Annotated in this window: 12 protein-coding genes; 11 read left to right on the top strand and 1 reads right to left on the bottom strand. The window is 67.9% G+C overall.

The genetic code is table 11. The features are described 5' to 3' along the window. Window positions 1-220 precede the first annotated feature (220 nt). The gene (locus C5E05_RS15325) at window positions 221-1369 is read left to right on the top strand and encodes a hypothetical protein (RefSeq protein WP_181057731.1); all 1149 of its coding nucleotides are present in this window, start codon (window positions 221-223) and stop codon (window positions 1367-1369) included. Window positions 1370-1428: 59 nt separating this feature from the next. Further along, window positions 1429-2100, top strand: a complete 672-nt coding sequence (gene lepB, locus C5E05_RS15320; protein ID WP_181059671.1) for a signal peptidase I — start codon at window positions 1429-1431, stop codon at window positions 2098-2100. A gap of 310 nt (window positions 2101-2410) precedes the next feature. Here lepB and C5E05_RS15315 read toward each other — a convergent pair whose 3' ends face one another. Beyond that, window positions 2411-3631, bottom strand: coding sequence for an O-antigen ligase family protein (locus tag C5E05_RS15315; RefSeq protein ID WP_146081143.1), 1221 nt, complete (start codon window positions 3629-3631; stop codon window positions 2411-2413). A gap of 220 nt (window positions 3632-3851) precedes the next feature. Here C5E05_RS15315 and C5E05_RS15310 point away from each other — a divergent pair, with 220 nt between their 5' ends. From C5E05_RS15310 to C5E05_RS15270, 9 genes are all read left to right on the top strand, one after another. After that, window positions 3852-4994, top strand: a complete 1143-nt coding sequence (locus tag C5E05_RS15310) for a glycosyltransferase (protein WP_104240360.1) — start codon at window positions 3852-3854, stop codon at window positions 4992-4994. A gap of 150 nt (window positions 4995-5144) precedes the next feature. Beyond that, entirely contained in the window at window positions 5145-6743 is a 1599-nt protein-coding gene (locus tag C5E05_RS15305) for a polysaccharide biosynthesis tyrosine autokinase (RefSeq protein ID WP_104342426.1), read from the top strand. Then, window positions 6743-7285, top strand: coding sequence for a hypothetical protein (locus C5E05_RS15300; RefSeq protein WP_181059669.1), 543 nt, complete (start codon window positions 6743-6745; stop codon window positions 7283-7285). Before C5E05_RS15305 ends, C5E05_RS15300 begins: the two co-directional genes overlap by 1 nt. Window positions 7286-7354: 69 nt before the next feature. After that, window positions 7355-8350, top strand: a complete 996-nt coding sequence (locus C5E05_RS15295) for a glycosyltransferase (RefSeq protein ID WP_104342425.1) — start codon at window positions 7355-7357, stop codon at window positions 8348-8350. Next, complete coding sequence (locus C5E05_RS15290) at window positions 8341-9381, top strand: RNA-binding protein (protein WP_104240364.1); 1041 nt, start codon at window positions 8341-8343, stop codon at window positions 9379-9381. Before C5E05_RS15295 ends, C5E05_RS15290 begins: the two co-directional genes overlap by 10 nt. After that, the gene (locus C5E05_RS15285) at window positions 9378-10133 is read left to right on the top strand and encodes a cytidylyltransferase domain-containing protein (RefSeq protein ID WP_104240365.1); all 756 of its coding nucleotides are present in this window, start codon (window positions 9378-9380) and stop codon (window positions 10131-10133) included. The genes C5E05_RS15290 and C5E05_RS15285 overlap by 4 nt, the downstream gene beginning before the upstream one ends. Beyond that, window positions 10130-12376: an N-acetylneuraminate synthase family protein gene (locus tag C5E05_RS15280; protein WP_104342424.1), complete on the top strand. Its 2247-nt coding sequence runs from the start codon at window positions 10130-10132 to the stop codon at window positions 12374-12376. The genes C5E05_RS15285 and C5E05_RS15280 overlap by 4 nt, the downstream gene beginning before the upstream one ends. Next, window positions 12367-14520, top strand: coding sequence for a glycosyltransferase (locus tag C5E05_RS20585; RefSeq protein WP_258064894.1), 2154 nt, complete (start codon window positions 12367-12369; stop codon window positions 14518-14520). Before C5E05_RS15280 ends, C5E05_RS20585 begins: the two co-directional genes overlap by 10 nt. Next, window positions 14517-15533: a glycosyltransferase gene (locus C5E05_RS15270; RefSeq protein ID WP_104298298.1), complete on the top strand. Its 1017-nt coding sequence runs from the start codon at window positions 14517-14519 to the stop codon at window positions 15531-15533. The genes C5E05_RS20585 and C5E05_RS15270 overlap by 4 nt, the downstream gene beginning before the upstream one ends. The last annotated feature ends 54 nt before the right edge of the window (window positions 15534-15587 follow it).

The raw sequence follows: 15587 nt of genomic DNA, 5'->3' as shown, positions 1-15587 counted from the left end.
GGTCCTTAGATCTGCGTCGCGAGCCGAGAGAACTCGCAAGAGCGAGCATATCGAGGTCTGCGAGTGTGTGGGCGTGCACTTCCGAGGCGTCGGACGGCACGTTCGGACCGCCTCGAAGGTGTGCTCGAAGCCTCCCTTTCGGGCGACAGCTCGAGGCGCGGGAATGGGGAGTGCTCCCCTGAGCCGTCCCAGGCCGCGCCTGCTTGGTACAGTTGCCAGCATGACGAGAACACTGCGCCTGAATCCACTTGGCGTAGACGTAGAACTTCGCCTCGATGAGAGCATCTCGGCGGAGTTCGAGGCGGATCTGCGGGAGTCCTGGGCCGACGTGACTGGCCAGCCCGGGGAAGGTGAGCCTGACGAATCACATCGTCTTGCGCTCGCTCCCTTGAGCGAACCCGAGGCAACCGACGTGGTGAGCGGTTCGGCAGCCGATCTGGCCTCGCAGATCTCGACCACGGTGACGCTCGACGCGATCGAGCACAACGGCGGTCGCCTCGTGATGCTCCACGCGGCGGGCGTCGCGCTCGACGACGGTCGGGTCATCGCGTTCGTCGGTCCTTCTGGGCGCGGCAAGACGACCCTCGCGAAGACCCTCGGCCGCGAATTCGGCTATGTCACCGACGAGACCCTCGCCGTCGACTTCGACGGCACCGTCCTGCCGTACCGCAAGCCGCTCTCGGTCATCGTCGACTCGGCTCGGCCCAAGGCGCAGCTCTCACCCGCGAAGCTCGGGCTGCGCCCCCTCCCGCAGGCGCCGCTCAAGATCGCCGCGATCGTGCTCCTGCACCGTGTCGACGAGCACGAGCTCGTCGACGGCCCGCAGCTCTCGCCAGTGGCGACCGGCAGTGCGATCGGCTCGATGGTCCCGGAGCTGAGCTACCTGCCCGCCCTGCCGGATCCGCTGGTGCAGCTTGCGGAGCTCATCGACGCCACCGACGGCGTGCGACGGGTCACGTATTCAGAGGCCTCGCAGGTCGTTGCGCTGGTCCCCGAGATCCTCGCCGCTCAGGGCGACCTCCAGCCGTGGACATCGGGTCACAGCGTGGCAGACACGAGGACACCCTCGGCCACCGTCCGAGAGGACTCCTACCGACGCGCCTCTGGCGTCCACTGGCTGCTGTTCGAGAACGAGGCGGTCACGCTCGAATCGCGCATCGTCAGGCAACTGGCCGGCATCGCGCCTGGTCTGTGGGAGCTTCTCGGCGACTGGACGACCCTCACGAGCCTCACGGCTGCGCTCATCGAGCAGTACGGTGAGGTCCCGGACGCGCGTCACCTGGTGCAGGTGGCCCTCGAAGGTCTCGTGGAGGCGAATCTCGTCGAACGCGTGCAAGCCGCGGTCGTCGGCAATACGGCGGGTCAGTGAGCGACGGCGACCTCGCGGACGCCCCTGGCAGACGGGCGCCGCGATCGCGGTTGCGACGTGTGACGTCGCATCCGCTCTTCCATCTCGTCGCCGCGTTCGCGGTCCTCGCGCTCGTGCAGGCGTTCTTCGTGAAGGTGTACGCCATCCCGTCCGCCTCCATGGACGACACGCTCGCCGTCGGTGACCGCATCCTGGTCAATCGCCTCGCGTACCTGGGTGACGCCGAACCGATCACTGGTGACATCGTCGTGTTCGCGGCCTCTGACACGTGGGACGAGGCGCCGCCCGAGGCTCCCAGCGATCCGCTGCGATTCGCCGCACGCGTGGTGGGGGAGGTCTTCGGCATCGGCCAGGGCTTCTCGCACATCCTCGTGAAGCGCGTCATCGCGACCGGAGGTCAGACGATGGCGGTCGACCCGGCGACAGGTGGCATCGTCGTGGACGGAACCGCGCTCGACGAGAGCTCCTACGTCGACCTCGACTTCGAGTTCGTGCCAGGCACGCTCGACTGCTCCACGTCTCCCGCCTCGTTGCGCTGCTTCGACGAGTTCACCGTGCCGGAAGGCCAGATCGTGGTCCTCGGAGACAACCGCACCAACTCCTCCGATTCGCTCGCCGCGTGCCGCGGCGGAGGAGTGGACGCCTCCTGCCTGCGCACGGTCCGCGACGACGACGTCGTGGGCGAGGTCTTCTCCATCGTGTGGCCGCTTCCGCGGTTCGGCGCCGTCTGACCCGTCAGCGGCCCGGCGCGGTGGGCGCGGCATCTGCTGCCGTTTCGTGCCCCACTTGCGCCAGAATCTCCCTTTCGCGTGAGCGGTATCCGCGTTCGCAGCACAATGGACGTGCTGTCGCGATGCTGGCGCCTGGGGGCACCGGCCGCCGCTTCGCGGCGCAGGTCGGGTCTCGTGTCTGGGGAGACGCGTCCCGGCCCAGACGCTTCCAGCTCGGCCCCCTGCGCTGGAAGCACAGCGCCCGACCCGCCTCGTGCGGGTCGGGCGCTTCGTCGTCTCGTGGGTTGCCGGACGCTGCCGGGTCGGCGACCTAGCTGACGCGCTGCTGGATGGGGAAGAGCGCCCCTTCGACCTCCGGGCCCGCTGCCGCCTGACGGACGAGCCAGTCAGAGTGTCGCTGCGAGTAGATGCCGAGGCCGATGCCGATGGCGATGAAGGTCGGGAGGGTGATGAACACCTCTCCGAGGCGGAACGAGCAGAGCAGGATGACGATCGTCGCGGCCTCGACGATGCGGGCTTCAGGCGTCTGCTTGCCCTTCCCCAGGAACTGGAATCCAGCGAACGCGAGGAGCGCGAGGATGGCGAGCAGGAAGGCGTAGCCGCCCTCCGTGATGAGGCCCCAGTAGGAGTTGTGGAAGAACCAGACATCCCCGGCGACCTCGGTGGTCGCCTCTCCGAGTCCGTGGCCGTACCAGGGCGCAGCCAGTGTCTTCTCGAGCGATGCGGCATCGATTCGGTCGCGCAGCTCGTCTGATCCGGAACGTGCGGCGTAGGCGCCGACCTGCGAGAGGTTGTTCTCTGCATAGAAGAACCCGCCGAGCAGCACTCCGGCGAGGACGACGCGGAAGAACGGGCCGAGGAAGCGCGCGAGGACCAGCCAGATGATGGCTGCGGCAAGTGCGGCCATCGAGGTCCGAGAGTCGGTCAGCACCACTGCCCCCAGGCCGAGGCCGGTGAGGGCGATTCGGGTCCAGAGGCGCCTGTAGATCAGGAAGAGGAGCACGGTCATGATCGCGTACGTGAATCCGGCGACGTTCTTGTCGTTGAGGAAGCCGGTGAGGAGCCCGCCGTAGGTGTCCGGGGCGAGCCCTGCGTAGAAGAGCGGGATGTTGGCGAGCAGCCCGACCGAGAATCCCTTGAGGCCCGAGACGATGTCGATGCGTCCGCTGGCGATGAAGCCGGCCAGGAAGAACAGGATGAGGATTCGGCCGAGGCGGGTGATGTCTGCCTGATTCGGGCCCGTCGCGATCGCCACGATGACGAGGAACGTGACGAGGAGGACGCTGATCGCCGCGAACCAGGTCGTGCCGCTCAGCTGCCTGGTGGGCCGGCGGAAGGCGGCGACGGCGACGAGGAGCAGTCCGGCGACGTCGTTCACGGGGAGCCCGATGCCGGGTGTCGCGATGCGGACGACGAAGAACATCATCAGCACGGCATCGATGATGCGAGTGCTGCCGACGGCAAAGATGGAATCTCGAACGAAGTCCGGAGTTTTGCTGATGGCCCCTGCCAACGGAGAATGCTCTGTCACGTTCCGATGCTACGGTGTTTGCCGGTGCTGTCCAACAGCGCCGCTGCAGAGCGGTTCCGGGGGGAAGCGATTCTGCGGGATCGTTGCTCCTCGGCCACAGGGCTGAGCCGGCCTGCATAGAATGTGGGGAGTCGGGTTTCTGGAATTCCAGGATCCGCATTCGGGGAATCTGCATTTCACCTCCCATTGGTGGCCCATGAACGAAAACCGAGGTGGTGGAATGCGCGCGACTGGCTCTCCGCGTCCCCGCGTCGCGATCGCCCACGACTACATCACGCAGCGCGGAGGCGCAGAACGTGTTGTGCTCTCCCTCAGCCGAGCGTTCCCCGAGGCGCAGGTCTTCACGACGCTCTACGAGCCGGAGACGACGTTCCCCGAGTTCCGCGACATCGACATCGTCACGTCCCCGCTGAACAAGGTCGGGCCGCTCCGGAGAGACCACCGCAAGGCGCTGCCGCTCCTGGCGGCCGCGAGTTCCGGCATGCACATCGACGCCGACGTCGTCATCGCATCGACAACCGGGTGGGCGCACGGCTTTCGAACCACCGGAAGAACGATCGCGTACTGCCATTCGCCCGCCCGCTATCTCTACCTGAGCGACCAGTACCTCGGCGGCGCTGGCCGTCTCTCCCCTGCGCGAATGGGCCTGCGCATGCTCACGCCGTTCCTCAAGCGCTGGGACCAGAAGGCGGCAGCCAGCGTCGATACCTACCTCACGAACTCGTCCATCGTGCAGCAGCGAGTCTCCGATGTGTACGGGCGTTCGTCAGAGCTGCTCTTCCCACCGCACAGCGTCGACATCAGCGGGCCGAGAACCGCAATGCCAGAACTCGCTGACTTCGTCGGCGGCGGTGGGCACCTCCTGCTCGTGTCGCGCCTGCTTCCCTACAAGAACGTGGACGCCGCGATCCGAGCCGTGGCGGGCCTGCCGAACGAGCGCCTCGTCATCGTCGGCGACGGTCCCCAGCGGGCTGAGCTGTCGGCGATGCTGCCGGACAACGTCCGCCTCGTCTCCGGCATCAGCGACGAGCACCTTCGCTGGCTGTACGCCAGGAGCCGCGCGCTGATCGCGCCATCGCATGAAGACTTCGGACTGACCGTGATCGAGGCGGCGGCGTGGGGCAAGCCCAGCATCGCCCTCCGGGCCGGCGGGTACCTCGACACCGTGCGCGAAGGGGCCACTGGACGCTTCTTCGACGTGCCGACCGCCGCCGCGATCGCGGACGCCGTCGCGGCCTCGCGCTTCCAGGTCTGGGACGTCGCGGCCATCAAGGCCCACGCCCACGGATTCTCCGAACAGGCATTCGCGCGGCGGCTGCACGAACTCGTCGACGAAGCGGCCACGCGCCGTGGGGAGAAGTGACATGCGCGTGTCGCGCGATGCCGCATCCCTGGACCGCATGAACGGCCAGCGGATGGCGTTCGGTGCGTCCAGTTGTTACTGTGAGTTGTCCTCGCGCACGGGTCTCATGCCCGTGCGCGGAATGTTGTGTCTAGGAGAGGCGTACGCGCTGTGACGGTACTCGATTTCTTGCGTCTCACCGGCAAGAGCTGGAAGATCCTCGCTATCGGGGTCATCGTCGGGCTGCTGGCCGCGTTCGGCTACACGCAGATCCAGCCGAAGGTCTACGAAGCCGACTCCGCAGGATTCGTCATCGCCGGCAGCTCCGGAGAGTTCTCGTCCATCGACGGCTCGGAGCAGGCGATCACCAAGGCGAACTCGTACCTTCCCCTCATCACGAGCCAGCCCGTGTACGCCAAGATCGCCGAGAACCCCAACTCCGGACTCGCCGCGGGCGAGACGCTGACCGGTCGCCTCTCCGCGACGGTCGCACCCAACAGCAACCTCATCCAGGTCAGCGCCAGTGCCAGCACGCCTTCATCGGCGGTCGCGCTGGCCAACGGGGCGCTGCAGGCGATGGCCGACGTCATCACGGAGATCGAGACGCAGGTCGGGGGCGGAACCTCCGGAGTCACCGTCGTTCCCCTCCAGAACGCCGTCGAGCCAACGTCGCCGGTCAGCCCCAACCTCCGCAACAATCTCATCATCGGCGGTGCCATCGGCCTCGTGCTCGCCTACGCCTTCGCGCTCCTGCGTCGCTCGCTCGACGTCAAGGTCCGCGACTCGAAGGACCTCGCAACGGCCTCCGGCGCCGGAACGCTCGGTCGCATCCCGAAGTCGCCGCAGCTCATGGGCAAGAACCGGGGCACGAACGACGCCGACGCCATCGCCGCCGAGTCCTTCCGGCGTCTGCGCACGAATCTCCGCTTCGCGAGCGTCGACGAGGAGATCCGCTCCATCGTCGTGACCAGCGCCAACGCGGGTGAGGGCAAGTCGACCGTCGCGACCTCGCTCGCGCAGGTCCTGGCGCAGTCGAACACGCCGACGATCCTCATCGACGCGGACCTCCGTCGTCCGACCGTCGCGACCGTCCTCGGCATCGACGGCAAGATCGGTCTGAGCGAGGTGCTCAGCGGCCAGGTGTCGCTCGAGGATGCGCTCGTCGGCTCGAAGATCCCCGGGCTCTACGTACTGCCGTCCGGGCGCATCCCCCCGAACCCGTCGGAGATGCTCGGCTCGGAGGCGATGAAGTCCATCGTGAGCCTGCTCTCCAAGGACTACATCGTCGTCATCGACGCGCCCCCGCTGCTGCCCGTGACCGACGCCGCCGTGCTGTCCACGCGCGTCGACGGCGTCGTGCTCGTCGCCTCCGCGGGTCGTACCCGCCGGGAGGACGTGATGGCCGCGCGCGACATGCTCAAGCAGGTGCACAGCCGCATGCTCGGAACGGTGCTCAACATGGTGCCCCCGCGCGACAGCGCAGACGGCTACGAGTACCGCCGCAACCGCAGCTACTACGTCACCGCAGACAAGAAGGGCATGCCGAAGTTCAAGGCGGTCAAGGGGCACACCGACCCCTCGGAGCACTTCGGTGCCCAGCCTGACGTGGCCGCACCGCAGCGGGAGTCGCTCTCGCCCTCCCGCCCGGCCCAGCCGGCCGCCGAGCAGGCCGCTCCCTCGCAGCCGCAGGCGGGCCCCGTTCCGTCCTCGGCTCCGACTGCCGTCGCAACCGAGCAGCCACAGAGCCGTCGATCGCGCAGAGGCGCTTAGTGCCGAGCCTGCTCTTCGTCTGCCACGCGAACATCGCGCGCTCGGCCGCGGCCGAGTTCCTCGCGCGTGCGCAGCTCGGGCCTGAGAGCGACTGGCAGGTGTCGAGCGCTGGCGTCCGTGCTCTCGTCGGCGAGGACATCGACCCGACGATCTCGGCGGCCGTCCGTGAGCTGGGCGTCGAGCCGACGCCCCACGCGGCGCGGCAGGTCGACGTCTCCATGCTGAAGGAGGCAGACCTGGTGCTCGCGTTCGAGGGCGCGCACCGATCGTGGATGCTCAGCGAATCGCCCAAGGCCGTTCGAAACACCTTCACGATCCGCAGCGCGGCACGGCTGCTCGAGACCATTCCCCGGCGCGCGGCGCCGCTGCCATTCCTCGCGCATGTCAAGACCCCCCCGGGCGGCGACCTCGACTTCGCGGATCCGTACGGCCGCGGCCCCGCGGTGGCCAAGCAGGCAGTCGCCGAGATCGACGCCCTCCTGGCGACCATCCTCCCGGGCATCGACGCGATCGCACGGACTCCCCGTCTGCAAACGACCTGACCTCGAGGGAATGAACGTGGACATGTCACGCTGGCGCCGCGCGAGTGCGGGTTGCGCGGGAGCTGGCGCATGCTGAAGCGCCTGCTCATCGTGAGTCCCGACTTCCACGGGTACTGGAAGGCGGTTGCCTCGGCGTTCGAGTCGATCGGCTATTCGGTGAGGGTGCACCGCTACGACAGTCACGCGACGTTCGCCGATCGGTTCCAGAACAAGCTGCTCCATGACCTCCCGGAGTCGATGCGGTCTCGTGCCGCGGCGGAGAAGGCCACCTCGCGCGCAGTAGAGCAGTTGCGCGCAGAGACCTTCGAGGCGGTCCTCGTCATCAAGGGCGACCAGCTCGGCGACGCCTGGTGGGAGGCCCTGGGCGCACAGTCGGTACCGTCCGTCGTCTGGCTGTACGACGAGATCCGCAGGACCAGGTACACGCCGGAGTTCCTGGCGTCGACCGGTCGCGTCGCGAGCTACAGCCACGACGACGTGCGCCTCCTTCGAGAACACGGCGCGGATGCCGTCTTCGTTCCCCTCGGCTTCGACTCGAGCCAGTCGTTCGCGCGCGTCGAGGTGCCGGCGGTGACGCTGGTCGGTGCCCGCTACCCGAATCGCGAGCAGCTGGTGCGCGGCATCCAGGGCTCTGGAGTTCCCGTGCGCGCGTACGGCCGCGACTGGTCACGGAAGCTCTCCGACGTCGTGAGGACGCGACGCTTCCGGTCGGCAGGCGTGCCTGCCAGCGGAGACCTGACGCGGGGCGCCGCGTACGGCGTGATGGCGGGAAGCCTCGCGACGTTGAACGTGCACGCGAATCAGGACGGCTTCACCATGCGCACCTTCGAGGCCGCAGGCGTCGGCGGGCTCGAGCTCGTGGACAGGCCCGATGTGAGCGAGTTCTACGACGTCGGCAAGGAGGTGCTGGTGTTCGAGAGCGTCGAGGAGATCGTGGAGTCGGCGCGTCGCGCGCAGCGCGAGCCCGCGTGGGCCGCCCAGGTGCGCGAGGCAGCTCGCAGACGGACGTTGGCCGAGCACACCCTCGAGCACCGCGCTCGAGCATTGGAGGCGCTGTGGGACTGAACATTCCGGAGGACCTCGAGGCGTGGCAGCGCTGGCAGAATTCGAGGTCCCTCAAACGCCAGATCATGACCCGTGTGCGGCGTCCCTCTGCGGAGCCGGAGTTCACGCTCATGGTCAACGGGCCCGAACCGCGTCTGCTTGTCCTCATCGATGTGCCCACCCCCAGTGCGGTCGCGGCCTACGCGGAGCCCTTGCGGTTCCTCGAAGGCGAACAGGTCGCCGTTCTCGCGCCGAAAGACCTCAGCGGGATGCTCGACGGCAGCTGGACGAGCCGTCGGCTCAAGGGGCTGGACCTCCCGGGGGAGCTCCGCGGCGTTCGTGCCGTCTTCGCAGCAGGTCACTTCCTTCCCGCTGGGGCCGTCGGCTACCGCTGGAGCAGGCAGCTCGGGGCACGGTTCGTCGTGGCCCAGCATGGCTTGACGACGCCGTTCGCGCCGCCGTTGGCTCGCGGCAGTCACCTGCTCGCGTTCTCCCAGGACGACGCCGAGTTCTGGAAGTCGGGACGAGGTGATGTCACGCATGAGGTCGTGGGTGCGCAGCTGCTCTGGCATGCCTCGCGTCGCAACCGCGGGCGTCCCGAAGGTCCCGGAGACGCGACTCCCGTCTTCCTCGGCCAGCTGCACGGTGCTGAGCTGTCTCGGTGGACGTCGGCGAGGACCGCCCGGACGTTCTGCACGACGACCGGTGCCGAGTATCGTCCGCACCCAGCGGAGACCGACCGCCTGTCGCGTCTGCAGCACCGCGCCTGGCAGCGGCGCGGAGTGCGTTTCGAGAGCTCGGGCCAGTCGCTCGCGACCCTCGACCGGCCGGTCGTCTCCGTCTTCTCCACGGGGGTCCTCGAGGCCGCCGCCGCCGGCCAGGATGCCTGGGTGACGTGCGTCGACCCGCCCGAGTGGGTGCGCGACTTCTGGACACGGTATGGTCTTTCGCAGTGGGGCAGCGATTCGACTCCTGCCCCTCCTGTTCCCCAGACAGAGCCAGCACAGTTGATAGCCGCGAGCATCTCGCGGATTCTGGAGGAAACAGTATGAGGATCTTGTGCGTCATCCCCGTGCGGGGAGGCTCCAAAGGCATCCCGGGCAAGAACAGGCGCCGAGTCGCCGGCAAGCCACTGGTCGCCTGGACCATCGAGCAGGCCCTCGCGGCGCGTCCCCAGATGGATGTCCTCGTCTCCACCGACGACGAGGCCCTCGCCGCCATCGCACGGGAAGCCGGCGCGCAGGTGCCGTGGCTGCGCCCCGCGCACCTCGCTGAAGACACGACGGCGACCGAGCCGGTGGTCGAGCACGCCATCGCCGAGTACACGGCCGCCGGGCGACGACCGGATGCCGTCATGCTCCTGCAGGCGACCTCGCCCGTGCGGCTTCCGGGCACCCTCGACCGTGCGATCTCGCAGTTCGCGGCGACGGGCGTCGATTCGATGGTGGGTGCCGTGCCCCAGACGCCGTTCCTCTGGCAGTACGGAGCGGCAGAGGGGGACCAGCCGAAGGCGCACTTCACGATCGGCGCGAGGCCCCGCCGCCAGGAGCTGCAGCGCACGCAGATGTTCTACCGCGAGACGGGCTCGCTCTACCTCACGAAGACCGAGATCTACGAGCGGGAGCACAACCGGCTCGGTGGCACGATCGGCATCTTCGAGATGGATGACCTCGAAGGCGTCGACATCGACACCGAGCTCGATCTCTCCATCGCAGACCACCAGCTCTCCCAGCTTCATCCTGACGCGGCCGCCGCTCCGTCAGCGCACACCGCAGCATCGACAGACAAGGACTCCGCTCAGTGATCTTCGAGCGCAACCTCACCCCGTACATCGTCTTCGCGGAGGACCCGATCGTCGTCGGCCTGCAGAAGATCAGCGCGAACCAGCAGCGCATCGTCTTCTGCGTCGACGAGCACGGTCGTCTGCGCGGCTCGCTCTCCGACGGTGACTTCCGTCGCTGGATCGTCGCGAACCCGACGGCCTCGCTCGACGTCACGTGCGTCGAAGTCGCCAACACGAGCACCCGCACCGCGCCGGCGACGTCGACGCCGTCCGAGCTGGCTCCGCTGCTCGGGCACGGCGGCATCACGCACCTGCCGCTCGTCGACGAGACGGGCCACCTGATCGCCGTCGCCATCGACCGCAACGATGTGCTGCGCATCGGTCGGCACGAGATCGGCGCCGGCCACCCCGCGTTTGTCATCGCTGAGATCGGCAACAACCACAACGGCGATGTCGACCTCGCGAAGCGACTTGTCGACCTCGCCGCCGACGCGGGCGCCGACGCCGTGAAGTTCCAGCTGCGGGACATGGACGCGCTGTACCGCCAGAGCGGCGGGTCGACGGCAGGCGAAGACCTCGGAGCGCAGTACACGCTGGATCTCCTCTCGCGCGTCTCGCTCCCCGCGGAGAAGCTGTTCACGGTCTTCGACCATGCGCGCGACCGCGGTGTCGACCTCATGTGCACGCCGTGGGACGGACCGAGCGTCCAGGCGCTCGTCGACTACGGCATCGAGGGGCTCAAGATCGCCTCCGCCGACCTCACCAACCACGAGCTGCTCCGCGATGCGGGCTCGCGTGGGCTCCCGCTCATCCTGTCGACCGGAATGTCCCGGGAGTCGGAGATCCTCGAGACCGTCGGGCTCATGCGCTCCCTGGGTTCCAGCTTCGCGCTGCTCCACTGCCAGTCGACATATCCGGCACCGTTCAAGGACATCAACCTCGCCTACCTCGACCGGCTCGCGGAGATCGGCGACAGCATCGTCGGCTACTCGGGCCACGAGCGCGGCTGGCACGTGCCCGTCGCTGCGGTCGCACGCGGGGCGCGCATCATCGAGAAGCACTTCACCGTCGATCGCGGCATGGAGGGCAATGACCACACGGTCTCGCTGCTCCCGGACGAGTTCGCGCAGATGGTCGAGCAGATCCGAGACATCGAGCTTTCGTTGGGCGACGCGGCACCGCGAGAGGTGTCCACGGGCGAGCTCATGAACCGGACGACGCTCGCGAAGTCGCTGGTCGCGGCGCGAGAGCTGCGCGAGGGCGAGGTGCTCCGACCTGAGGACATCGCCGTGAAGAGCCCCGGTCGCGGACTGCAGCCGAACCGTCTCGACGAGCTCGTGGGTCGCGCGGTGAACCACGACATGGCGGAAGGCGAGTTCTTCTTCGAGAGCGACCTCACCGACACCGCTTCCGTCGGGCGAGAGTTCGAGTTCCGTCGCCCGTGGGGCCTCCCTGTTCGGTACCACGACTACAAGAAGCTCATCGAGAACTCGACTCCCGACTTCCTGGAGTTCCACTTCTCGTACAAGGACCTCGAGGTCGACATCGGCAGCTTCTTCACGGAGCCCCTCGACATGGACTTCACGACGCACCTGCCAGACCTGTTCTCCGGCGACTTCCTCGTCGACCTCGCATCGACGGACGACGAGCACTGGGAACGGTCGATCCGCGAGGTGCAGCGGACCATCGACACGACCCGCAGCCTGAAGAAGTGGTTCACGCGCTCGAGCGAGCCGATCATGGTCGTCACGATGGGCGGCTTCACGAAGGACAAGCACGTCCCCGCTCAGGCGCGCACCGCCATGTACGCGCGGATCGCGGATGCAGTGCAGCGTCTCGACACGGACGGCGTGCGGATCGCGGCGCAGACGCTTCCGCCGTTCCCGTGGCTCATGGGAGGCCAGCAGTTCCACAACCTCTTCCTCGATCCTCATGACACTGCGGAGTTCTCGGCGACGACGGGGACGAAGCTCTGCTTCGACGTGTCTCACTCGAAGCTCGCGGCGAACTTCCTCGGGATGCAGTTCTCCGACTACACGGAGCTCGTCGCGCCGCACAGCATCCACCTGCACCTCGTCGACGCGACGGGGGTCGACGGCGAGGGCGTCCAGGTCGGCGATGGCGAGGTCGACTGGCCGCTGCTGGCGGGCCAGCTCGACGAGTTCGCGCCGGGTGCCCCGTTCATCCCTGAGATCTGGCAGGGTCACATCGACAACGGCCAGGGCTTCTGGACGGCGCTCGATCGGCTCGAGAAGTGGCTCTAGAGGCACGGGCAGCACCTGACGGAGGCCGCTCTTCGCGGCCGATCGCGCTCTGGGTGATTCCTGTTGCCGACCTGGGCGGGGTCGCGCGTCACGTCCTGGACGTGGTCGAGGCGGGCATTCCCGGCTTCGAGCTCGTCGTGCTCTGCCCGGAGGGGCCTCTCGTCGATCGTCTCCGTGCCGTCGGCGCACGCCTCGCCGTGGGCAGGGTCGGGCCCGACGCCGGCCTGAGCCGGTCGATCCGGACCCTCAGGTCGGCGGCGCGCCGCCTCCGGCCTGCTGTCGTGCACTCGCATCTCGCGTACGCGGATGTCGTCGTGGCCGCCACGCCCCTGCCACCTGGCACCGTGCGCGTCACGAGCGAGCACGGTATCGCCGGCGAGGACAGCGTCTATCACGGGTCCTCCTGGAAGTCGCAGCTCATGGCTCGGGTGCACGGAGCGCGGCTGCGTCGGTTCGAGGGCGTCATCGCCGTCTCCGAGGCGACCAAGCAGGCGATGCTCGCGAAGTGGGGTCCGAAGCAGCACGTGCACGTCGTGCACAACGGCGTCGACCGGCTTCCCCCGCACGCGGCGCGCGCCTCCGACTCCCTGCGCGTGCTCGCCCTCGCGCGACTCTCTCCCGAGAAGCGCATCCCGCAGCTCATCGATGCGTTCGCTCGCGTGCACGCGCAGAGACCGGGCGCCAGGCTGACGATCGCCGGGGTCGGCGAGCTGGACGCGGAGCTGCGACGTCGGGTCAGCGACCTCGGCCTCGCCGACGCCGTCGACTTCCCAGGGTTCGTGGACCCCGACGCGGCCATGGCGGAAGCCGACGTGCTGGCGCAGCTGTCGGTCTGGGAGAACTGCTCCTACTCGCTGCTCGACGCGGCCAATCGCGGGATGCGCGTCGTGGCCTCCAGAGTCGGCGGGAACCCGGAGATCGTCGCGGAGGCCGGACTCGTCGACGCCGAAGATGTCGCGCAGGTCGCGCGTGCGCTCCTGGACGCCGACGCCGTCACGACGCTCGACGACTGGCCGTCGGTCTCCGACATGACCTCAGCCATCGCCGGTGTCTATGCCGAGGCGGGAGTCACGTCCGAGCTGCCGGGCGGCCTCCCGGACCACATCACCATCGCCACGAACAACGGCGACATCGGCGGGGGAGAGGTGATGCTCCTCAACATCGCCGCCGTGCTCGAGGAGCTCGGCGTCGACGTGACCATCGTCGGCCCCTCCGAACCGGGCGAGCTGGTCGCTGCGGCGCGGGGCGCCGGGCATCGCGTGGTGGAACTCGAGGCGGCCGGGCGGAGATCCTGGATGCTCGCGCTCCGCCGCTGGGATGCCGCACAGCGACGGGGAGTCCTCTGGTGCAACGGGCTCGTACCCGCCGCCGCGACAGCAGGGCACCCCGGTCGAATCGTGCACCTCCACCAACGCCCACTGGGTGCGCTGCGCGTCCTCGAGCCCTTGGCGCGCTTCAAGGCGCTCACGACGCTCGTGCCATCCGCGTCGATGGCGGCCGCCGTCGGCAATGCAGAGGTGCTGCCGAACTGGAGCCAGAGCCCCGGCACACGCAACCGGGTGTCGAGCGGACCGCCGATCGTGCTCGGATTCCTGGGCAGGCCATCCATCGACAAGGGCGTGGACGTGCTGGCCGCCGCCGTGCAGGAGCTGGAGGCGCGCAAACCTGGGCGCTATCGGCTGCTGCTCGCCGGCGAGCCACGGTTCGTCTCGAAACAGGCTCAGCTGGCCGTGGAGAAGGCGCTGCAGCCCGTCGCGCACCTCACCGACCGGCCGGGCTGGGTGGCGCCAGCTGCGTTCTTCGATCGCATCGACCTGCTTGTGGTCCCTTCGGTGTGGCCCGAGCCGTTCGGACTCGTCGTGACCGAAGCGATGGCCGCGGGAGTCCCGGTGCTCGTCAGCGACGCTGGGGCCTTGCCGGAGATCGTTCCGCCGCAGAGCGGCGACGTGTTTCCTGCCGGCGACGCACTCGCACTCGCGGCAGCTATCGAGCGGAAAATCGAGCGTGGGCTTGACGGCAACGTGGACGCGAACGCGCGGCGTTGGCAGGACCACTACTCCCCGAGTGCCGGCGCGGCTTCGGTGAGTGAACTCCTGCGTCTGGTGCTGGTAGGTCAGCCGCTCGGGAAGTCGAGGTCAGCGTGAACGATGGCAATTGGCACTTCTACTGCGAAGATCCAGAGGTAGCAAGCGTTGCCCGGCACTGGAGACCGGACGAGGATCCCGAGAAGTTCGCATCGGGATTCGGGCACAACATCCTCGAGCTCTTCGCGCGTTTCCGTGATCGGGGGTACGACGTCACGCTCGGACCGGATGTGCCGGGCGGCACATCTCTTGTCGTCGCCTTCATCTCGGACTTCGTCAACCTCCGGACGGCGCTGGTGCTGTCGGGATTCCCGTGTCTGATGATCCGCAGTGATTCCGCGTTGCAATTCGACGCACCATTCCGACCAGACCGTGTGATCGTGCCGAATCGTTCGGCGTACTGGATTCAGCGCTACGGTGCTGACGCCGAGTACCTTCCTGCGCTCCCGCAGAGGGGGCTGATACCAAGGGATCAGACGAGGACGGTCTTCGAGGCGATCACGCTGAAATGCAATCCGGAGCATGTGCCGAAGGTTCTCCTTGAGCCCGACATGGTTGCAGGCATCGTCGCAAGCGGCTTCAGCTTGCACATAGATTCTCCAAGCACGACAAACGGCAGCGATCAGACCTGGCATGACTTCAGCAACGCTGATCTCACCTTGTGCATCCGGGGCAGCATGGTCGACAACGCCGATGTGCGGAAGCCGCCCACGAAGCTCATCAACGCATGGAATGCCCGCACGGTGCCGATTATCAGCGGCGAGGCCTCGTATCTCGAGCTCGCGAGCCCGGGAGAGGACAGCCTGCTGATCAACGACGCTCGAGAGCTTCCAGCGACGCTCGCACGGTTGCGGGCTGAACCCGAGGCGTTCGAGCGTATCCGCCTCGGGGCGGCACGCCGCGCCGATGAGTACTCGCTTGTGAAGCTCGTCGACGAGTGGGCAGCCCTCTGTGGTCGAGTCGAGCGTCAGCGCATCGGCTCGCTGGAGCGGTGGCAGCGTGTGTTGCGCATCCTCACCGTGAAGATCTCGAATCGACTCCAGCGGCGACGCTCGGCTTCCACGTCGAAGTGAGCACTGCGTTTCATCGCCGTGCTGGTGAACATCGAATGTCGACACCCATCCTGT

Source organism: Pseudoclavibacter sp. AY1H1 (assembly GCF_002931055.1).
GTDB lineage: Bacteria > Actinomycetota > Actinomycetes > Actinomycetales > Microbacteriaceae > Pseudoclavibacter.
This window is presented reverse-complemented; position numbering and strand designations above follow the sequence as displayed.

Excerpts from the sequence above, each read along its gene's own strand:
- C5E05_RS15325 (WP_181057731.1), top strand. The coding sequence starts at position 221 with ATGACGAGAACACTGCGCCTGAATCCACTTGGCGTAGACGTAGAACTT.
- C5E05_RS15310 (WP_104240360.1), top strand. The coding sequence starts at position 3,852 with ATGCGCGCGACTGGCTCTCCGCGTCCCCGCGTCGCGATCGCCCACGAC.
- C5E05_RS15295 (WP_104342425.1), top strand. The coding sequence starts at position 7,355 with ATGCTGAAGCGCCTGCTCATCGTGAGTCCCGACTTCCACGGGTACTGG.
- C5E05_RS15285 (WP_104240365.1), top strand. The coding sequence starts at position 9,378 with ATGAGGATCTTGTGCGTCATCCCCGTGCGGGGAGGCTCCAAAGGCATC.